Source organism: Comamonas odontotermitis, assembly GCF_040396735.1.
GTDB lineage: Bacteria > Pseudomonadota > Gammaproteobacteria > Burkholderiales > Burkholderiaceae_C > Comamonas > Comamonas odontotermitis_C.
Genome location: NZ_JBEBNZ010000004.1, coordinates 216,954 through 235,772, shown reverse-complemented (window position 1 = coordinate 235,772; position 18,819 = coordinate 216,954). Strand labels below are relative to the sequence as shown.

Annotated in this window: 19 protein-coding genes; 4 read left to right on the top strand and 15 right to left on the bottom strand. The window is 61.5% G+C overall.

Annotated features, from left to right (window positions below; translation table 11 throughout):
• Window positions 1–180: 180 nt before the first annotated feature.
• Together moaE and ACH2DG_RS06740 are read right to left on the bottom strand one after the other, a co-directional pair.
• Entirely contained in the window at window positions 181–654 is a 474-nt protein-coding gene (gene moaE, locus ACH2DG_RS06745; protein WP_395024971.1) for a molybdopterin synthase catalytic subunit MoaE, read from the bottom strand.
• A gap of 2 nt (window positions 655–656) precedes the next feature.
• Window positions 657–1,463, bottom strand: coding sequence for a nucleotidyltransferase domain-containing protein (locus ACH2DG_RS06740; protein ID WP_395024970.1), 807 nt, complete (start codon window positions 1,461–1,463; stop codon window positions 657–659).
• A 62-nt stretch (window positions 1,464–1,525) separates the two neighbouring features.
• Between ACH2DG_RS06740 and ACH2DG_RS06735 the strand changes: the two genes are divergently transcribed.
• Both ACH2DG_RS06735 and ACH2DG_RS06730 read left to right on the top strand, forming a co-directional pair.
• On the top strand, window positions 1,526–2,035 hold the full coding sequence (locus tag ACH2DG_RS06735; RefSeq protein ID WP_395024967.1) for a GNAT family N-acetyltransferase: 510 nt from the start codon (window positions 1,526–1,528) through the stop codon (window positions 2,033–2,035).
• Window positions 2,036–2,136: 101 nt separating this feature from the next.
• Complete coding sequence (locus tag ACH2DG_RS06730) at window positions 2,137–2,388, top strand: hypothetical protein (protein ID WP_395024966.1); 252 nt, start codon at window positions 2,137–2,139, stop codon at window positions 2,386–2,388.
• A gap of 92 nt (window positions 2,389–2,480) precedes the next feature.
• Here ACH2DG_RS06730 and ACH2DG_RS06725 read toward each other — a convergent pair whose 3' ends face one another.
• The 6 genes from ACH2DG_RS06725 to ddpX all read right to left on the bottom strand — a co-directional run bounded on the left by ACH2DG_RS06725 (window position 2,481) and on the right by ddpX (window position 8,634).
• Entirely contained in the window at window positions 2,481–3,242 is a 762-nt protein-coding gene (locus ACH2DG_RS06725; protein ID WP_395024964.1) for an ABC transporter ATP-binding protein, read from the bottom strand.
• Window positions 3,239–4,132, bottom strand: a complete 894-nt coding sequence (locus ACH2DG_RS06720) for an ABC transporter ATP-binding protein (protein WP_395024963.1) — start codon at window positions 4,130–4,132, stop codon at window positions 3,239–3,241. The genes ACH2DG_RS06725 and ACH2DG_RS06720 overlap by 4 nt, the downstream gene beginning before the upstream one ends.
• A 10-nt stretch (window positions 4,133–4,142) precedes the next feature.
• Window positions 4,143–5,078, bottom strand: a complete 936-nt coding sequence (gene nikC, locus ACH2DG_RS06715) for a nickel transporter permease (protein WP_395024961.1) — start codon at window positions 5,076–5,078, stop codon at window positions 4,143–4,145.
• 49 nt (window positions 5,079–5,127) lie between these two features.
• Window positions 5,128–6,237 carry an ABC transporter permease gene (locus tag ACH2DG_RS06710; protein WP_395024959.1) on the bottom strand — a complete coding sequence of 370 codons (1,110 nt, stop codon included), beginning with the start codon at window positions 6,235–6,237 and terminating at the stop codon, window positions 5,128–5,130.
• 114 nt (window positions 6,238–6,351) lie between these two features.
• Window positions 6,352–7,962 carry an ABC transporter substrate-binding protein gene (locus ACH2DG_RS06705; protein ID WP_395024958.1) on the bottom strand — a complete coding sequence of 537 codons (1,611 nt, stop codon included), beginning with the start codon at window positions 7,960–7,962 and terminating at the stop codon, window positions 6,352–6,354.
• 102 nt (window positions 7,963–8,064) lie between these two features.
• Entirely contained in the window at window positions 8,065–8,634 is a 570-nt protein-coding gene (gene ddpX, locus ACH2DG_RS06700; protein ID WP_395024957.1) for a D-alanyl-D-alanine dipeptidase, read from the bottom strand.
• A gap of 169 nt (window positions 8,635–8,803) precedes the next feature.
• Here ddpX and ACH2DG_RS06695 point away from each other — a divergent pair, with 169 nt between their 5' ends.
• Window positions 8,804–9,124 carry a hypothetical protein gene (locus ACH2DG_RS06695; protein WP_395024993.1) on the top strand — a complete coding sequence of 107 codons (321 nt, stop codon included), beginning with the start codon at window positions 8,804–8,806 and terminating at the stop codon, window positions 9,122–9,124.
• Window positions 9,125–9,209: 85 nt separating this feature from the next.
• Here ACH2DG_RS06695 and moaD read toward each other — a convergent pair whose 3' ends face one another.
• The 7 genes from moaD to ACH2DG_RS06660 all read right to left on the bottom strand — a co-directional run bounded on the left by moaD (window position 9,210) and on the right by ACH2DG_RS06660 (window position 18,229).
• Window positions 9,210–9,470 carry a molybdopterin converting factor subunit 1 gene (gene moaD / locus ACH2DG_RS06690; protein WP_395024955.1) on the bottom strand — a complete coding sequence of 87 codons (261 nt, stop codon included), beginning with the start codon at window positions 9,468–9,470 and terminating at the stop codon, window positions 9,210–9,212.
• 29 nt (window positions 9,471–9,499) lie between these two features.
• On the bottom strand, window positions 9,500–10,732 hold the full coding sequence (glp, locus tag ACH2DG_RS06685) for a gephyrin-like molybdotransferase Glp (protein WP_395024954.1): 1,233 nt from the start codon (window positions 10,730–10,732) through the stop codon (window positions 9,500–9,502).
• A 154-nt stretch (window positions 10,733–10,886) separates the two neighbouring features.
• Window positions 10,887–11,447 carry a molybdopterin-guanine dinucleotide biosynthesis protein B gene (gene mobB, locus ACH2DG_RS06680; RefSeq protein WP_395024952.1) on the bottom strand — a complete coding sequence of 187 codons (561 nt, stop codon included), beginning with the start codon at window positions 11,445–11,447 and terminating at the stop codon, window positions 10,887–10,889.
• 61 nt (window positions 11,448–11,508) lie between these two features.
• Window positions 11,509–12,936 (bottom strand): threonine synthase, encoded by a 1,428-nt coding sequence (thrC, locus tag ACH2DG_RS06675; protein WP_395024950.1) that lies wholly within the window; start codon window positions 12,934–12,936, stop codon window positions 11,509–11,511.
• 163 nt (window positions 12,937–13,099) lie between these two features.
• Window positions 13,100–15,283, bottom strand: coding sequence for a M48 family metalloprotease (locus tag ACH2DG_RS06670; protein WP_395024949.1), 2,184 nt, complete (start codon window positions 15,281–15,283; stop codon window positions 13,100–13,102).
• Window positions 15,284–15,455: 172 nt separating this feature from the next.
• On the bottom strand, window positions 15,456–16,790 hold the full coding sequence (locus ACH2DG_RS06665) for a homoserine dehydrogenase (protein WP_395024947.1): 1,335 nt from the start codon (window positions 16,788–16,790) through the stop codon (window positions 15,456–15,458).
• A 146-nt stretch (window positions 16,791–16,936) separates the two neighbouring features.
• Window positions 16,937–18,229, bottom strand: a complete 1,293-nt coding sequence (locus ACH2DG_RS06660; protein ID WP_395024946.1) for a pyridoxal phosphate-dependent aminotransferase — start codon at window positions 18,227–18,229, stop codon at window positions 16,937–16,939.
• A 209-nt stretch (window positions 18,230–18,438) separates the two neighbouring features.
• On the opposite strand from ACH2DG_RS06660, the gene ACH2DG_RS06655 reads away from it, so the two are divergent.
• Window positions 18,439–18,819: an Mth938-like domain-containing protein gene (locus ACH2DG_RS06655; RefSeq protein WP_395024945.1), complete on the top strand. Its 381-nt coding sequence runs from the start codon at window positions 18,439–18,441 to the stop codon at window positions 18,817–18,819.

Genomic DNA, 18,819 nt, shown 5'->3' with positions numbered 1-18,819 from the left:
AAGCGCGTTGCCAAGCCAGCGCAAGCGCAAACGGGTTGGCAGAGGTTTGCGCACATGGCACTATCGAAAATAGAGCTACACGTGATTGCTGAATACGCTCCAGCGTTCATTTTCACCAACCATTACAGAGCCATTGCCTGCCAGCATGCGCTGCAGCGCCCAATCGGTGCTGAATGCGACTCAGTTCCAGCGTGCCATTGCCGCATCATCGGCCACGCGCGCATCCACCCAGCGCGCGCCGTCGGGGGTGTCTTCCTTTTTCCAGAACGGCGCCTGCGTCTTGAGGTAATCCATCAGGAATTCGCAGGCCGTAAAGCTCTCTCCCCGGTGCGCGCTCGACACGGCCACCAGCACGATCTGGTCCTGCGGCGCCAGCAAGCCCACGCGGTGGATGATGCGCGCGCCATATATGTCAAATCGCTGGCGGGCTGCCTCCACCATCTCGGCAATCGACTTTTCCGTCATGCCCGGGTAGTGCTCCAGCTCCATGCTGGCCACGCTGCTGCCATCATTGCGGTCGCGCACCGTGCCCACAAAGCTACACACCGCACCAATGCGCGCATCTGCCGCGCGCAGCAGGCGCAGCTCCTCGCTCACATCAAAGTCGGCGGTCTGGACGGCGATATGGGTGTGGAACATGGTGAAAGCGGGCATCGTCAACGGGAAAGCCCAAGCCTAGCACGGACGGAGCCCTCAGCGATCCTGGGCGCTGGCTGGTGCAGCATCCACTGGGTGAACCGCGCCAATTTCTCAATGAAAACCATTGCTTGCGCTTCGGGTGCTCTCGCCTGCTTCAGGAAAAAGGCCATCGGGGGAGCCATATCGGGGTATAGCCCGGAAAAGTACGCAGCATGGTCCTCCAGGGTTCTGGGCCAGTAGCTGTCTGACTCCGGACGCAGTACGTTCGTTGCTCGTACCAGCTTTCTTGCAGCTTCTTTCTGCAGACGCCGCATTTCTTCATGGCTGTTTGCGGCGGAAATGCGATGTGCATAGTCTGCAAGGGTTTGCGAATAGCCTTCATTGACTGCCCTTGCAATGGCCGCAGAGGGCTGAAAGGCTGAAAACTGCAGAGCCAGATCGGTGCCATCAATGCAGCGGCATTCATGCTTGAGCCAGTAGCCCCAGCTGTTCACATTGCCTGGATGGAGCACTTCGTCGCGCAGACCCAGATCAAAATCGATCTTGCTGGCGACCGGATAGCGCTCCTGCAGTTGCAGACGCATGTACTCCAGGCTTTCGCGCTCTTGAGGGGATAGCGGCCGAGTCAGCACCAAGGTCAAATCCAGATCCGATTGCCCAGGCTGCGCATCGCCGCGCGACACGCTTCCGTAGAGATACACGCTGTCCAACAGCGCACCCAAGCCGGCCCGCAGCACAGCGCGAGCCTCCTTGACCAAGGGTTCAAACTCCGGCTGCAGCGCAACGGCAGACGGAATTTCGATAAGGATGTTGCAGTGGTTCACAGGGCAGGCAATGGCGCGCAGAGCAAGAACCCTTCATTCTACGCAGCCGTATATGATGGGCCGTGCCAGAAATCCTATCCATTCCCCACGAACAGGCGCCCTACTGGACCGCAGCCGACAGAAGCTTTCTGGTGGAGTCCATTGTCACCGTGCGGATGGATCAGGATCTGCTGCGCCTCGAAGCCGCACCGGTTGCGCCCTACGTCAAAACCTATCCCCCCGATGCTCCGGCAGATACCGAATGCCATGTCGCATTTATCGAAGGCAAGGCTGCGGGCGAGTTGCGGTGTGGCCCGCATTGGAATGGCTACCTCTACGTCCATGATCTGGTGGTGGGCACCGCCTTCCGCCGCCAAGGCGTGGGGGCCGCCCTGGTCAGGCACGCGATGGAGCGCGCCCGTCGTCTGGCACTGGCCGGGGTGGCCCTGGAGACACAGAACACCAACTGGCCCGCCTGCCACCTTTATGAGCGCTGTGGCTTCCAGCTAGGGGGCTTCGACAGGCATCTTTACCGGGCGCTGGAGCCCGCCTCTACCGAAATTGCGCTGTTCTGGTATTGGGCTTCACAGTAGAAGCAGCTCGCCTTTCAGACGTGCCGTCAAAACATCCTTCCTCACTGGAGCTTGCCGCTTGCGGCACACTAACGGCAATTCTGTATTTTTGACAAAGTGCCATGCCCAGCAAAACCTTGAGCGCCCACGGCTACCTGCTCTACCCCAACCCACGCAACGCACACCGCATCGTGTTCGAGCACTACGTGTTCGTTCCCTACCCCTACGCGATCATCGACATTCCGGCCATGGATCTAGCGGGCAAGACCAGCGTTTACGCCGCCTGCCGCGAAACCGACCAGAAGATGGGTCAGGTGGTGACATTCGAGCTGGAAGAGGATGTGGCCCGCTTCGAGAAGCGCTTCACGCCGTAACCCGACAACTATCAAAAACCAACAACTATCAAAAAAATAGCTTCCTGCGCTTGATGGAGTATCGCTAGAAGCTATTTTTTATGGTTATTTCGTTACGCCACTTCTTGCACGCGGCGGTAGCCGTCTGCGGCTGTGAGCAGTTGGCGAGCGTAGTCGGTCTGCACGGTACCGGAACGTACTGCATCGGTGCCAAGGCTCTCCACAATCCGGCCATGCTGCATAACCGAGAGCTGGCTGCACAGGAATGCAACCACGGCCAGGTTGTGGCTCACGAGCAGCATGGTCAGGCCCCGCTCGTGGTGCAGCTTCTTGAGCAGGTTCAGAACCTCCGCCTGGACCGATACATCGAGCGCGCTGGTCGGCTCGTCGAGCAACAGCACCTGCGGCTCCAGCACCAGGGCACGGGCGATGGCCACGCGCTGGCGTTGCCCGCCCGAGAGTTGGTGCGGATAGCGATAGCGAAAGCTGGCGTCCAGCCCCACATCGGCCAGCGCCTGGGTCACGCGCTCGGCCACACGGTCCATGCCGTGGATCAAGAGCGGCTCGCGCAGGCTCTGGTCTACGGTCAGGCGCGGGTGCAGCGACGCATACGGGTCCTGAAACACCATCTGCACGGCGCGGCGCTGCGCCTTGGGCATGTGCTTGGCAACCGGCTGGCCGCCCACCTGCATCTGACCGCCGCACAGCGGCGTCATGCCGCACAGCGCCCGCAGCACGGTGGATTTGCCGGAGCCCGATTCGCCCACCAGCCCATAGGCCTGGCCCTGCGGCACCTGCAGACTCACCCCGTGCACCACGGTCTTGAAGCCCTGGGGCGTTTCAAAGCCGATGCTCACACCATTCACATCGATCACTGCAGGCCTCCTGTCATGGCAGCCTGCGGCTCGCGCCAGCGCGGGTCTCGCTGCATGGTGGGCAGCCATGCCTGGTCTTGCTGCAAGCGGGGGCTGGCAGCCAGCAAGGCGCGGGTATAGGGGTGGGTGGCCTGGTTCAAGTCGCCGGCCGCACAGGTTTCCATCACCTGGCCGGCATACATCACCACCACGCGATCACAGAACTGGCTGACCAGTTCCAGATCATGGCTGATCAGGATGAGGCCGGTGTTGTGCCGGGCGATCAATTCATCCATCACGCGCAGGGTCTGCATGGCCACCAGCACATCCAGCGCGCTGGTCGGCTCATCGGCAATCAGCAGCTTGGGGCCGGACGAGACCATCATCGCAATCATCACGCGCTGGCCCATGCCGCCAGACAGCTCATGCGGATAGGCCTTGAGCACCTGCTCGGGATCGCGGATATGCACGGCTTCGAGCGCCTGCACCATGCGCGCCTGCAGGGCCGCGCCCTTGAGGCGCGGCTCGCGCATGAGAAATGCTTCCTTGAGCTGGCTGGCGACGGTCATCACCGGGTTGAGCGAGTATTTGGGATCCTGCAGGATCATGCCGATATCGCGCCCGCACAGCTGGCGGCGCACGGCAGGTTTCATCGCCAGCAGGTCGCGGCCTTCGAAGCGCATGGCATCGGCCGACCACACAGCCCCCGGCGCCAGCATGCCCAGCAGTGCACGGCCGGTAAGCGACTTGCCCGAACCCGACTCACCCACAATACCCAGGCGCTCACCCGGCATCAGGGTGAGCGACAGGCCGCGCACCACTTCGCGCATGGCGCCTGTGGCGGTTGGAAAGCTGATGCGCAGATTGCTGATCTGCGCAAGCGGGGTGAGCGTATGCACTTCGGTATTCATAACGGAGCCCTCAGTCAGCATGGCGCGGATCAAATACATCGCGCAGGCCGTCGCCCAGCAGGTTGAACGCGAGGCTCACGATCAGGATCGCGATACCCGGCACCGTGGCCACCCACCATGCGTCCACCAGCACATTGCGGCCCGATGCCACCATGAACCCCCATTCCGGGCTGGGCGGCTGCGCGCCCAGGCCGAGAAAGCCCAGGCCCGCCACGGTAAGGATGATGCCTGCCATATCGAGCGTGGCACGCACGATGACCGATGACATGCACAGAGGCGTGATGTAGCGCCACAGAATGCGCGCATGGCTTGCGCCCTGCAGGCGCGCGGCATGGATGTAGTCGCTCTCCACCACCTTCAGGGTCTCGGCCCGCGCCAGCCGCGCGTAGGCAGGCCAGGCGGTGATCGATATCGCAATCACCGCATTGACCACACCCGGGCCCATGGCCGCAGCAAAGGCAAGGGCCAGCACAATCTTGGGAAAGGCCAGCGCAATATCGGTCACGCGCATCAGCACCGTATCGACCCAGCCGCCAAAGTAGCCCGCCACCACGCCGATCAGCAGGCCGATCGGCACCACGATCACCAGTACCAGCATGGCAATGACGAGGGTGAGGCGCGAGCCGTAGACCACGCGCGAGAAGATATCGCGGCCCAACTGATCGGTACCCAGCCAGTGGCCCGCGCTGCCAATCGGCTGCAGGCGGTCGGCCAGCACCTGGGCCAGCGGATCGTGCGTAGCGATCCACGGCGCCAGCAGCGCCACCAGCAGCAAGACCACAAGCACCAAGAGGCCCGCCATGCTGAGCGGATTGCGGGCAAAGCGGCGCGCGCGCCGGTACCACAGGCCCCAGAAGGCTTGGCGCGGCGATGCAGGTGCATCGGACAGCAGCCAGTCGCGCAAGGGCGGCTTGGTGTTGGCAAGATTAGAGTTATCTAAATTCATAGCATTCTGTGCTTCATGGACAGGCGCCAACAGCCCTTTTCTCCCATATTCAAGCCTTGCGGCGCGCACGCGGATCAAACACCGCGTACAGCACATCGGTCAGCAGGTTGATCACCACAAAGACGGTGCCGATCACCAGGGTGGAGCCCAGGATGGCGCTCATGTCGGCGTTCATCAGCGCGCCTGTCAGATACGAACCAATGCCTGGCCACGAAAAGACGATCTCCGTCAGCACCGAGCCTTCGAGCAGGTTGCCGTAGGTGAGCGCAATGACGGTGAGCAGCGGTACAGCGATATTGCGGAATGCATGGCTCCATACCACGCGCCATTCGGGCACGCCCTTGGCGCGCGCGGTGATGATGTATTCCTGGCTCAGCTGCTCCAGCATGAAGGCGCGCGTCATGCGGCTCAAATACGCCACAGAGAAATAGCTGAGGATCAGAGTCGGCAGTGCAATATGCCAGAGCGCATCGCCCAGCACGTCCCACTCGCCCGCCAGCGCGCTGTCGATCAGCAGACTGCCGCTCACCTCGGCCACCATGCCGTCGTACACCGGGTCGATGCGGCCCGGCCCGGGCAGCCAGCCCAGTTTGGCGTAGAACAGCATCAGCCCCATCATGCCCAGCCAGAACACTGGCATGGAGCTGCCAATCAGGCTGACGAAGCGCGCAATATGGTCGGTGAGCTTGTTGTGGCGCACGGCGGCGGCCACACCCAGCGGCACGCCCACCAGCACGCCCAGGATGGTGGCAAGCGTCGCCAACTCCAGTGTGGCGGGGAACACGCGCTTGATGTCTTCCCACACCGGGTTGCTCGTCAGGATCGAGGTGCCCAGGTTGCCGTGCAGCACGTCGCGCACATACATTGCAAACTGCTGCCACAGCGGCTTGTCCAGCCCCATCGCCTCTTTGGCGGCGTTGTAGATATCGGGCGTGGCGCGGTCGCCAACAACGGCCAGCACCGGATCGATCGGCACCATGCGGCCAATGTAGAAGGTGATGGCAAGCAGGCCAAGCAAGGTGATGACAAGCATCACCAGCCATTGCAGCAGGCCTTTGGCGCGGCGCCACAGACGCTGGCGCGCGCTGCGCTGTGCCACCGCCTGTGCAGCAGGGGTGGCGGTGGCAGCAGGTGGAACGGGGGAAGAGCTGGAGGCCATAGAAAACCAGAATCACAAGGCTGACTGTGCAGCCCCGGCGAGCCGGGGTGCACGGCGCGGATGGCGTAGCGCAGGCGTGCACCGACAGCGGCGCGCGCCCTGCTGCTTCAACACTCAGTTCTTCTTGACGGAACGGTACTGCACCAGGTCATAGATCGGCCCTACCGTGAAGTCCTTCACATTGCTCTGCATGGCCACCTGGCTGACCTTGTTGAACATGACGACGTATGGCGAAACCGGTTGGAAGTCCTTTTGCATCGCCTGGTACAGCGCTGCCCGCTTGGCAGTGTCCTGCTCGGCCAGCGCCTCGTCGGTGCGCTTCGTGAAATCCGGAATGTCCCAGGCATTGCGCCACGACAGCATCTTGTAGGGCGATGCATCGGAGTTATCCGGGTTCCAGGCAAAGCCCTGGGCGTTGGAATGCGGATCGAGGTAATCGGCTGACCACTCGCCCATGTAGATGTCGTGCGTGCGGGCACGATACTTGGCCAGGGTCTGCTTGTTGTCGGCAATGTTCAGCGTCAGCTTGATACCGACCTTGGCCAGATCGGCCTGCACGGCCTGCGCGACCTCGTTGTACGGATAGGTGTTGCGCACCTCCATGGTCACGGAAAAGCCATCGGGCAGGCCCGCCTTGGCAAGCAGCGCCTTGGCCTTGGCCACGTCCTGCTTGTAGGGGTTGTTCTTCCAGGCGCCCAGCATGTTCGGGGGCAGGAAGGTCTGGTGCACGTTGTAGAGCGACTTGACGATGTTCTTCTGGATGCCGTCATAGTCCACCGCGTAGCGCATGGCTTCACGCACCTCGGGCTTGGCCAGATTGGGGTTCTTCTGGTTCATGCCCATGTAGTACACCACGGCTTGCGGCACGGGCTGCAGCTTGACCTTGCCGGTTTTCTCCAGCGCCAGCATGTCGTCCGGGCTCAGTTCACGGGCGATGTCCACATCGCCCTTTTCCAGCAGCAGGCGGCGGCCCGATGCCTCTGGCACATGGCGCAGCACCACGCGCTTCATTGCAGCAGGCGACCGGTGGCCGTCAAAACGGTCCAGGGTCAGGGTCTGGTTGGCCGTCCATTTGTTCAGCTTGAAGATGCCCGAACCTGCCTCGTTGGTCTTGAGCCAGCCATTGCCCATGTCGTTGCCCTGCGCCTTTTCGGTGAGCAGCTTCTTGTCGACGATGGATGCAGGCCAGCTGCCCAGAATGGACAGTACGAAGGTCGGCGCGAACTTGCGGTCGGTGGTGACGGACACGGTATTCGCATCCACCAGCTTGACGTTCTGCAGCGCGTTGTCCTTGGTGAGCCCGATACCGGCCAGCACCACGGCAGCGCCCTTGCCCAAAAGGGGTGTGCGCTGCAGCGACCAGGCCACGTCTTCGGCGGTGACCGGGTTGCCCGAGTGGAACTTCTGGCCTTGGCGGATCTTGAACGTGAAGGTCTTGCCATCCTCGCTGACGCTCCACGATTCGGCCATGTCGCCATCGAATTCGCCGGGCTTGGACAGATTGGCGCGGATCAGCCGGTCGTAGGTGTTGGCCAGGTACTCCATCGGCACCAGTTCATAGACTTCGGCCGGATCGAGGGTGGAGAATTCGTCAAGCGTGCCCGCCATCACCAGCATGTCCTTGGGAGTGGCCGCCTGCGCGAGGGGCAACCAGCCCACGGCGGCGGCTCCGCACGCCACGGCCGCAGCAGCGGCCAGTACCTGTCTACGAATCATTGTCTGCATGGAAGACTCCTCTCTTGGGTATCTGAAAAGCGGAAATGCCGGAAGGGCCAAAAACCTGGAAACCTGAAAAGCACACAGCGTGCCAACCCCACTGCAGATTGTTCAATCCATGAGCTTGGGCACGCCTCCGGCGCCATCTTCGATCAGCGGGTACTGCATGGCGCCAGGCAGCTGGTAATGCCACCACTCGCTGGGAATATGCTCGAACCCGGCCGACAGCATGATGCCCAGCAGCATCAACCGGTTCTTTTGCACCTGCGCGGGCAGGCCGGCACAAAAATGAAAGGATTCGGCCTGCATGGCATCAAAGCCGGTGCCCATGTCCATCTGCTGTCCGTTTTCGTCCAGCAGGCTGACATCGACCGCGCAGCCACGCGTGTGGTGCGAGCCGCGCTTGGGGTCGGCCACAAAGGTAGGGTCCTGGGCGTAGTCAAACAGAATCTGCTGCGCCTGCGCGGGCCGGTAGGCATCGAACACCAGCAGGCGCACCCCTGCCTGGCGTGCCGAGAGCGAGGCACGGGTCAGCGCCTTTTCGGCATCGGGGTGGAGGTAGCAATGGGCGTTGCGGTAGACGGGCCGACCCATGAAATTGTCTGCCGTGGCGTATGCCAGATACAGATGCACATCGTGGTCGTCTTCGGTAATGGAAACCAGGGAAGCAGTGGGCGCCATGAGATAGGTTTACCGCTCGTGCTAGCGCGGGCAGCGCTATGGGTGTGGATGCAGACTGCATCGTCAACCCGGCGGAGGTCATCGTAAAAACTGTTGATCACGATAACCAGATTCACTCATGACGCATGTTGGTGCTAACCCCTGTATCGCCATGCGCTACACTTTTTGCATGCAAGACGGCAGCCAGATTTTCATCCCCGATTCCTTCATCGCGCTCCACCAGGGCCGCAACCACAAGCTGCTGACGCCGCTGGCCGAAGTGGCCGCCCGCTATGAGCTGTGCGAAGACCTGGCCCAGATGCTGGTGGAGCAGGCGCAGATCCTCTACCACCAGAGCGCACCATCGGAAGCCGCTATCCTGAAGACGATGCTGATGGGGCTGCAGGGTGAAGGTGCCGTGGTGACACCGCCTGAAGCGCGCTGGGTGATCCTGCGCCTGGCCGAGCTGCTGGACTGGAAGGCACCAGAGCTCGCCCAGCCAGAATCCTGATTTGCCCTCAAACAAGCTGCCTGCAACCCATGCAAAAAGCCGCGCAAGGCAGGCTCGCGCGGCTGTCAGTTGTAAAAAACGGCGGTCAGCCGCCAGTCACGGGCGGAAAGAAGGCAATCTCGGCACCATCTTCAAGCGCGGCGCTTTCATCGCCCATGGTCTGGTTGACCGCAATGCGCACGGCGCGGCCGCGTGCCAGGCAGGTGGCATAGGGCTCGCCGCGCTCAAGCAGGGCATCGCGCAGCGCGCCTACATCGGCGGCATCCGTTTGCAAGCTCTCACTGCCCCGTCCAATGGCTTCGCGGATCGATGCGAAGTAACGCAGCTGAATGTTTTTCACCGACATGTGTTGACTCCCAAAACCATCGCCATCCATCAGCCCAGCAATTGCGCAAACGGAATGAATCGCACCAGATCACCCCGGGCAATTGTGGCGCCTGCCGGATTGTCAACCAGCCCATCAGCCCACACCGCCGAAGTGAGCACGCCCGAGCTTTGGTTGGCAAAGCGATCCAGGCCGCCTTGCGCATTGATGCGCGCGCGAAGGAACTCCTGGCGCCTGTCGGCACGCAGCCAGTCAAAATGGGCACGCATGGTGACAGCCTGCGGCGCGACATTCTGCACGCCTTGCAGACGCAGCACAAAAGGCCGTACGAGTAGCGCAAACGTCACAAAGCTCGATACCGGGTTGCCCGGCAAGCCGATGAAATGGGCACCGCCTACCTTGCCATAGGCAAACGGCTTGCCCGGCTTGATGGCGATGGCCCACAGATCGAGACTCCCCAGCGCCTGCACGGCGGGCTTGATGTGGTCTTCTTCACCCACCGATACGCCGCCGCTTGTCAGCACGAGATCGCAATCCTGCGCGGCCGATTGCAATGCGGCCACGGTGGCTTCATAGCTGTCGGGAACAATACCCTGGTCGACCACCTCGCAGCCCAGCCTTTGCAGCATGGCGCGCAGAAAGAAACGGTTGCTGTTGTAGATGCTGCCCGCCGGCAGATCCTGCGGCGCCACCTCGCCAGGCATGACCAGCTCGTCCCCTGTCGAGAACAGGGCTACACGCGGACGCCGCGCCACCTGCAGGCTGGCGCAGCCAATGCTGGCCGCCAGGCCCAGTTCTGCGGGCGAAAGCCGCGTGCCAGCGGCGATGATGGTGTTGCCGCGCGCAATGTCTTCGCCGCTTTTGCGGATGTTTTGGCCCGGAACCACGGCAGCGTTGATCTGCACGCTGCCATCATCGCGAGGCGCGCATTCTTCCTGCATCACCACCGCATCAGCGCCCGCAGGCACGGGCGCACCGGTAAAGATGCGCGCTGCAGTGCCTGCGGCCAAAGCCGTGCCTACACTGCCTGCCGCAATACGCTGGCTGACGGGCAGAACCGCGCCCGCCTCCGGTACATCGGCGGCACGCAATGCATAGCCATCCATTGCACTGTTGTCGAACGACGGCACTTGCAGCGCCGACACCAGATCCTGCGCCAGTACGCGGCCGTCCGCGTCAAAGGTGCTCACCGACTCTGCAGAAGCAAGCTGCTTGGCCTGTGCCAGCAACTCGCCCAGGGCATCGGCCAGGGTCTTGAGTGGTGGTCGGGTAGATGGGTTCATCTCGGTAATCCTCAATCTTTCAAAGCTGTGCAAGCGGTGTCTGCGAACGCTTGCGCCATGGCGCCATGGTTTCCTGCATTCTGGCCTGTGCGAGCCCTGTCTCTGTTTGACATGGGGCAGTGAAGCAATGCATCCGGTCTGCATCCGACTGCGGTTACCCAGCCATTTCATTGGCGAACACACAAGGCGGCGTATAGCCAAAGCGATCCGCATGTGCAAGCAGCCATCGCGCTACCGCTGCTGGCTCATCACGGGGCAGCAGCGGCAAGCCGGTCGAGGGATTCAGGTGGTGGCCCGCCGAATGCACCACGGCCTGCACGCAACTGTCGTGCGGGTACAGCGGCGGCTTGCCATCTGGCGCAGGCATGCCGGCCAGCACTTCCAGTTTGGGCAGGTCACAGCTTTTGAAGCCTTCAACCAGCACCCAGTCCACGTTGCTGTCCAGTTGCGCGATCAGCGCATGCACATCGGGCTCTTGCGGCCGGGGCAATTCGCGCATCAGCACCATGCGTTGGTCGGACGCCGCCAGCACCTCGTAAGCCCCTGCCTGTCGATGGCGCCAGGTGTCCTTGCCGGGGGTGTCGATGTCAAAGCGGTGGTGCGTATGCTTGATGACCGACACACGCTGCCCGTGGGCAATCAGCACCGGTATCACCTGCTCGATCAGGGTGGTTTTGCCGCTGCCCGAATAGCCCGCAAAACAGACCACCTGCATATACACTCCTCTTTTGATAGCTACTAGCGCTCATGCATCAACCGCCAGCTGCCCTTTTCACTTATACCTTGCAGGTCTCGGCAATCAGTGCCTTCACCTTTTCCACATCGGCCGCCATCACCACCACGCGCTTGGGCAGATCTTCAATGCCGTTGAACTTGGCCGGACGGTCGGGCTGGCGGTGCAGCGCCTCTTCAATGGTGGCAGCGAACTTGATGGGCAGCGCGGTCTCCAGCACGATCATCGGCTCGGCGCCCAGGTGCTCGCGCGCCACCTTCACACCGTCTGCGGTGTGGGTGTCGATCATCTGGCCAAAGCGCTCAAATGTGTCCTTGATGGTGGCAAGGCGGTCTGCATGGGTGCTCTTGCCGCTTTCAAAGCCGTACTTGGCAGCCGCGTCCTTGAAAGCCGGGTCGGCGCTCAGGTCGAACTTGCCTTGCCTGGCCACACCTTCGGCAAACAGCTGCCGGGTGCGCGCACCGTCACGCCCGACCAGATCGAACACGAAGCGCTCAAAGTTGCTGGCCTTGCTGATGTCCATCGAAGGGCTCGATGTTTCGTAGGTATTGGCCGCGCCGCGCACCTGGTAGATGCCGGTGCGGAAGAACTCGTCCAGCACGTCGTTCTCGTTGGTGGCCACCACCAGCTTGGCAATCGGCAGGCCCATCTGGCGCGCCACGTGGCCTGCGCAGATGTTGCCAAAGTTGCCGCTGGGCACGGTAAAGCTCACCTTTTCCGCATTGTTTTTGGTGGCCTGCAGGTAACCGGCAAAGTAATACACCACCTGCGCCAGCAAACGCGCCCAGTTGATGGAGTTGACAGTGCCGATCTTGTACTTGGCCTTGAAAGCATGGTCGTTGCTGACGGCCTTGACGATGTCCTGGCAGTCGTCAAACACGCCTTCAATGGCGATGTTGTGGATGTTTTCGTCCTGCAGGCTGAACATCTGCGCCTGCTGGAATGGGCTCATGCGGCCATACGGACTGGTCATGAAAACGCGCACGCCCTTTTTGCCGCGCATGGCGTATTCGGCTGCGCTGCCGGTGTCGCCGCTGGTGGCACCCAGAATGTTCAGCGCTTCGCCACGGCGAGCCAGTTCGTATTCGAACAGGTTGCCCAGCAGTTGCATGGCCATGTCCTTGAAGGCCAGCGTCGGGCCGTTGGAGAGCGCTTCGATCAGCAGATTGCCATCCAGTTGGCGCACCGGCACGATGGCGTCGGTGCCGAACACCTCCCGGGTGTAGGTCTTGGCGCAGATGGCCTTCAAGTCGGCCGCAGGGATGTCGTCGATATAGAGCGACAGTATCTCGAACGCGAGGGCCGCGTAGCCCTGGCTCGCCAGGGTAGTGCGCAGCTGGGTCAGTTTGGCGTCATCGATCTGCGGATACGCCACTGGCAGGTACAGGCCGCCATCGGGCGCCAAGCCTTCAAGCAGGATATCGCAGAAACGTTTTTGTTCGGCATGGCCGCGCGTGGAGAGATACAGCATGGATGGAGCAGATGGTTGGAATACAGCCCTCACGGGCCTGAAATCAGCCGTCTATTATCTGTCAGCCGCCAGTACTGGTGCGCTTTAGGTTCAATTGGGGGCTGCCACACAAAGACAAAGGGCCCCGGCGGGCCCTTTGTATGCAGAAAGCATTGCAAGGCAGTCAGGGCTGCACACCCATGCGCTGCAGTTCGCGCCTTGCGTGGAAGGCCCGCCAGTAGTCCACCATCAGCTCGGCAAAGGCGTCGTTTTTCATCTTCTTCACGCCCTTGAGCATCAGCACCATGCGGTGCTTTTTCTTGACGTATTGCCCACGCCTGCGCCCCACGCCCAGGGCAGGCGGCACTACGCCTTGCTCCAGCGGCAGGGTGATGGTGAGCATGTGATTGGCCTGGGTGAACTGGAAGTCGTCAATCGCCGACCAAGGCAGCAGCTCCTGCGCCTTGAACATTTGCACGCCTTCGGGAGCCAGTACCAGTGCGGGCTCCTTGCCATCCCGTGAAAACAGGAATGCGAAATAGGCACAGGCCAGCCCCGCCAACAGAACGCCCACGCCGTAGAGCTGACCATTCCTGCTGTTGAACAGGAACGCAGCCCCTGTCACGCAGACCACGGTGAAGAAGACAAAGAGCCCGGTTTGAAACCAGGAACGCTCATAGATCACGGTCTGCTCGCGCCCCAGGGCCGCGATTTCCTGCAACTCGGCAATCTTGGCCGCGCGTGCAGATGCTGCAACGCTGGTCAGCTCGCTTTGCAAGGCCGCATTCACATCCACCACTGGCGCAGGGGCCACACTACCCGCCATGGTGCTGCCAGTTGCTGCAGCAGGTGCGGCCCCTTGCTCCAGGCCAAATTCCTGCAGCAAACGGCTGCCCTGCGAATCCATGGCTCGGCCCAGCAGCTCCGGGGTGATGGGCACGCCCAGCGCATCCAGCCGCACGGCCAGTTCGGGGTGGGTATCGGTCGGGTGTGACTGGCGGTTTTCCAGGTGCTGGCTCGGGTCTGCCATGCCCTTGCTGGCCACCAGTTGGCGCACATGGCCCACGATGCCGCCCTCCACCGTCTGGCCCTGGTCCCAGTTCATCTCCAGCGCTTCGCTCACGTGGGGTTCGAGCGCGGTGATGCGCAAAAGTGACGAAGCAACGGCCTGCGGGCCGACCACACTGGCGCCCACGGCGTCGGCCGCCAGTTCGCGCTTGCGACCCCAAAAGCGCACCGCCTCGTGAAAGCTGTCGAGAAACATCTCGCCAAACAGGGTGGCCGGGCGGCGCAGGAAGTCCATCCACGATTCCTCGTGCTTTTCTCCGCCACTGATGGCCACCAGGTGGTTGATGGTGGCGGCATAGATCGGCGAGAAACGCTGGCTGTAGAGCGTGTCTTCTCCAATGAAGTGGCCCAGTTCGTGGCCGATGACCGAGGCCACCTCTGCCGCGTTGAGGAACGCCATGTATGGCAAGGGCAGATACAGCACGCGCCCCGAAGGCACCATGCTGCCATTGCTGAGCCGGACGGGGTGCTCCGTCACAAAGAAGCCTTCATTGAGGCCAACGACAATGCTATCCGGCATGCCCGCGCCGGTCTTGGCCGCCACGCGGTCGACAAAGGCCCACAGTTCGGGCGCCTTCTCGCGTGCGAGTGCCTGGCCCATCACCTCGATAGGCTCGTTTTCCATTGCCTTGCGGGATGCTTTCCACACATCCCACAACACCTTGCAGCCCGAAAACAGCAGAAACAGCGCCAGGCCTCCCAGAACGAGCATGAATTTCATGTCGCCCTTGCTGTAGCGGTTGTGGCGCAGGATGGGCATCATCTCGTACACCAGAAGCGGAATGGCGGCGGCAAACAGCAGCAGAACCATCACCACCATGTAGGTCGGCAGCAGCTTGCGGCCCTTTTCAAATGTGGCCAGCAATTGCTCGCGCGACTGCATCGCCTTCTTGCCCATGGCACTCTGGTAGAACACGCCAAACGCCGACCACAGCAGCGCCAGCACGCTGAAAGCCATGGTGCAGCCCGCCAGCGTTGGCTGTAGATTGCGGGTAGTCACGTTCAAGCCACCGGCCTTCAGTTCGGCCAATGCGCGTTCGTAGCGGCTGCGCATCAGCCTGGCGTCCACGCTGCGGCCCTCGCTGTCCTTCACCGTTGCCCGGCCACGGGGGCTGGTTTCTTCAATCGCCTTGAGTTCCTGCACAACCTGTTCGTACGCGGCAATCGTTGCCTGAACATCCACCGATGTGCCTGCCCGCGACCATTGCCACATGCCGACGAGCAGCATGATCAGTGGAATGCCAAACAACACTGCCCAGCGCTTGGCCCGTGCAGCCCATTTCTTGTCAGTCTCAGACATGCCTGCTCTCACTCCTTGTTATGTAGCAGGTCGCTAAACCCGCCATGGTTCTAAGCGATTGATAATAACGAGTAATTTTTGAAACAATATGGCGAAAAAATAAACAATAGGTAAAAGAAAACCGCCAGCGGCACAGGGCCGGTGGCGGTTGACTGGTGAACTGCGCGCGGGCTTAGTTCAACTCTTCCTTGCGGATACGGGTGATGGGCGCCAGCACCGTGGGCAGGCCCTGGATTTCGGCCAGCGCCTTGTCCATATCGCCTTCGCGGGTGTCGTGGGTCAGGATGATCAGGTCGGTCTGCGTCGATCCTTCGCCGCCCACTTCATCGGCTTCACGCTGCAGCACGGCATCGATGCTGATGCCTGCATTGGCCAGAATGCCCGTTACCTTGGCCAATACGCCAGCCTCGTCGGCCACGCGCATCCGCAGGTAGTAGCTGGTGACCACTTCGGTCATGGGCAGCACGGGCAGATCCTGCCCCGCCTCGCGCAAGGTGCTGCTCTGGAAGGCCAGGGGCGGCACGCGATGGGCTGCATCTGCGCCGTCCAGGCGGGCGATATCGACCAGATCGGCAATCACGGCAGAAGCGGTAGGCTCCGAACCCGCACCCTTGCCGTAGTACAGCGTAGTGCCTACGGCATCGCCATGCACCACCACGGCATTCATGGCGCCTTCCACATTGGCAATCAGGCGCTTGGCTGGCACCAGCGACGGGTGCACGCGCAATTCGATGCCCTTTTCGGCACGCTTGGTAATGCCCAGCAGCTTGATGCGGTAACCCAGCTGCTCTGCGTATTTGATGTCCACCGAAGACAGCTTGGTGATGCCTTCGACATAGGCCTTGTCAAATTGCACGGGCACGCCAAAGGCGATGGCGCTCATCAAGGTGGCTTTGTGGGCTGCGTCCACGCCTTCGATGTCGAAGGTTGGATCCGCTTCGGCGTAGCCCAGGCGTTGTGCCTCCTTCAGCACCACATCGAAATCCAGGCCCTTGTCGCGCATTTCGGACAGGATGAAGTTGGTGGTGCCGTTGATGATGCCGGCAATCCACTGAATCTGGTTGGCGGTGAGACCTTCACGCAGCGCCTTGATGATGGGAATGCCGCCAGCCACAGCAGCTTCATAGGCCACCATCACACCTTTTTCCGCAGCCGCCTTGAAGATTTCGGAGCCATGCACCGCCAGCAGCGCCTTGTTGGCCGTCACCACATGCTTGCCTGCAGCAATGGCCTCCAGCACCAGCGCCTTGGCAATGCCATAGCCGCCGATCAGCTCCACCACCACGTCGATGTCGGGATTGGCGATCACATCACGCGCGTCCTTGACGACCTTGGCATGCTCGCCCACCACGGCGCGGGCGCGGGTTTCGTCCAGATCGGCCACCATGGTGATTGCAATTTCGCGGCCAGCACGGCGACGAATCTCGTCATGGTTACGTTGCAACACGCCAAAGACACCACTGCCCACGGTGCCGATGCCCAACAAGCCAACTTGGATCGGTTTCATAAGTCTCTACAAATAGTTCGCGGTAAAAAACACTCTGACGCTTATCTGGTAAGCGCCGGTAGCTATCAAATTAAATACAGCTGATACACACCCTGCCTGCACAGGACAACCACCCGAAGGAAGACACCCTGTGCAGCCTGCATGCCTCAGGCTGCCTTGCTGGCCTTGGCCAGCTTGGCGGGTGCTTCGGCAGCAGGCACCACAGCCAGCTTGTCCGTGCCATAGCGTTGGCGGTATTTGGCCAAAAAGCCGGCCAGCCGGTTGATGGCTTCCTTCAGATCCGGCTCATGCGGCAGGAAGACGATGCGGAAATGGTCAGGCTGGGGCCAGTTGAAGCCCGTGCCCTGCACCAGCATCACCCGGGTTTCCTTCAGTACCTGCAGGAAGAATTCCTGGTCGTCCTGGATCGGGTACACCTTCGGATCGAGGCGCGGAAACATGTACAGCGCACCCTGGGGCTTGACGCAGCTGACACCGGGAATGGCATTGATCATCTCCCAGGCCATGTCGCGCTGCTTGCGCAGGCGACCGCCCTCCTGCACCAACTCGTCGATGCTCTGGTGACCACCCAGTGCCGTCTGCACCGCCCATTGGCCCGGCACATTGGCGCACAGGCGCATGTTGGAGAGCATGTTCAGGCCTTCGATGTAGTCGGAAGCGCCCGATTTGTCGCCCGAGATCACCATCCAGCCAGCACGGTAGCCGCAGCTGCGGTAAGCCTTGGACAGCGAATTGAAGGTGATCGTCAGCACATCCTGCGACAGGCTTGCAATTGGCGTGTGCACGGCATCGTCGTACAGCACCTTGTCATACACCTCGTCGGCAAACACCACCAGGCCATGCTCGCGGGCAATGTCGATGATCTGCAGCAGCAATTCCTTGCTGTAGAGCGCGCCGGTGGGATTGTTGGGGTTGATGACCACGATGCCCTTGGTACGCGGCGTGATCTTGGCGCGGATATCTGCCAGATTGGGCATCCAGCCGTTGTCTTCGTCGCACATGTAGTGCACCGGCGTGCCGCCCGACAGGCTGCTGGCAGCCGTCCACAGCGGATAATCCGGGGCGGGCAGCAGCATTTCATCGCCAGAGTCCAGCAAGGCATTGGTCGCCAGGCTGATCAGTTCGGACGCGCCATTGCCCAGATAGATATCGTCCAGCGTCACGCCCTTGATGCCCAGGCGCTGGGTTTCATGCATCACTGCCTTGCGCGCTGCAAAAATGCCCTTGCTGTCCGAGTAGCCCGCCGAATTGGGCAGGTTGCGGATCATGTCCTGCTGCACTTCCTCAGGCGCATCAAAGCCGAAAACCGCCAAATTGCCGATGTTGAGCTTGATGATCTTCTGGCCTTCGTCTTCCATCCGCTTGGCCGCGTCCATGATGGGCCCTCGGATGTCGTAACAAACATTGGCCAGCTTGGCGGATTTATGAATGGTCTTCATGACAGAAAGCACTACCTTTGAAAACGAGGGATTGCAGCCCGTTGGCCGCAGGTCGGCAGAGACTGCCCGCACCCGATAACCACAGAACCGACGAGGTGAAACCTATAATTTGACCACAGTTCTTCACCGATACCACAGTGTAGTGGTACCCAATGGATCGTACTGCCTTGCCGGAGTACGAACGCCACCTCGCCCGAAAGCCCGTTCCCATGAAATTCCAACCCGACAAATCCAACACGTTGACCGTCACAGGCTATGACCGCGGCTGGATCGCCGTGGACAAGCAGCGCTATGAGCACAGCCTGGTGGTCTGCTCCAATGGAACCCTACAACCCTGGAACTGCAACAGCTTTGCCGACCTGGGGCCCGCCCATTTTGCGCAGCTGGCGGACTTCGATGTGGAGACCATCATTTTTGGCAGTGGCAATTGCTTACGTTTTCCTTCGCCTGCCTGGCTGGCCCCGCTGATCGCCCAGCGCATCGGTTTCGAGACCATGGATACCCCTGCGGCATGCCGCACCTACAACGTGCTCGCTGGGGAAGGTCGGAAGGTGTTGCTGGCCGCCGTGGTGGAAGCGCCTGCCGGATAG

Excerpts from the sequence above, each read along its gene's own strand:
- moaE (WP_395024971.1), bottom strand. The coding sequence starts at position 654 with ATGCCCGCTTTCACCATGTTCCACACCCATATCGCCGTCCAGACCGCC.
- ACH2DG_RS06730 (WP_395024966.1), top strand. The coding sequence starts at position 2,137 with ATGCCCAGCAAAACCTTGAGCGCCCACGGCTACCTGCTCTACCCCAAC.
- ACH2DG_RS06720 (WP_395024963.1), bottom strand. The coding sequence starts at position 4,132 with ATGAATACCGAAGTGCATACGCTCACCCCGCTTGCGCAGATCAGCAAT.
- nikC (WP_395024961.1), bottom strand. The coding sequence starts at position 5,078 with ATGAATTTAGATAACTCTAATCTTGCCAACACCAAGCCGCCCTTGCGC.
- ACH2DG_RS06710 (WP_395024959.1), bottom strand. The coding sequence starts at position 6,237 with ATGGCCTCCAGCTCTTCCCCCGTTCCACCTGCTGCCACCGCCACCCCT.
- ACH2DG_RS06705 (WP_395024958.1), bottom strand. The coding sequence starts at position 7,962 with ATGCAGACAATGATTCGTAGACAGGTACTGGCCGCTGCTGCGGCCGTG.
- ddpX (WP_395024957.1), bottom strand. The coding sequence starts at position 8,634 with ATGGCGCCCACTGCTTCCCTGGTTTCCATTACCGAAGACGACCACGAT.
- ACH2DG_RS06695 (WP_395024993.1), top strand. The coding sequence starts at position 8,804 with ATGCAAGACGGCAGCCAGATTTTCATCCCCGATTCCTTCATCGCGCTC.
- moaD (WP_395024955.1), bottom strand. The coding sequence starts at position 9,470 with ATGTCGGTGAAAAACATTCAGCTGCGTTACTTCGCATCGATCCGCGAA.
- glp (WP_395024954.1), bottom strand. The coding sequence starts at position 10,732 with ATGAACCCATCTACCCGACCACCACTCAAGACCCTGGCCGATGCCCTG.
- mobB (WP_395024952.1), bottom strand. The coding sequence starts at position 11,447 with ATGCAGGTGGTCTGTTTTGCGGGCTATTCGGGCAGCGGCAAAACCACC.
- thrC (WP_395024950.1), bottom strand. The coding sequence starts at position 12,936 with ATGCTGTATCTCTCCACGCGCGGCCATGCCGAACAAAAACGTTTCTGC.
- ACH2DG_RS06670 (WP_395024949.1), bottom strand. The coding sequence starts at position 15,283 with ATGTCTGAGACTGACAAGAAATGGGCTGCACGGGCCAAGCGCTGGGCA.
- ACH2DG_RS06665 (WP_395024947.1), bottom strand. The coding sequence starts at position 16,790 with ATGAAACCGATCCAAGTTGGCTTGTTGGGCATCGGCACCGTGGGCAGT.
- ACH2DG_RS06660 (WP_395024946.1), bottom strand. The coding sequence starts at position 18,229 with ATGAAGACCATTCATAAATCCGCCAAGCTGGCCAATGTTTGTTACGAC.
- ACH2DG_RS06655 (WP_395024945.1), top strand. The coding sequence starts at position 18,439 with ATGAAATTCCAACCCGACAAATCCAACACGTTGACCGTCACAGGCTAT.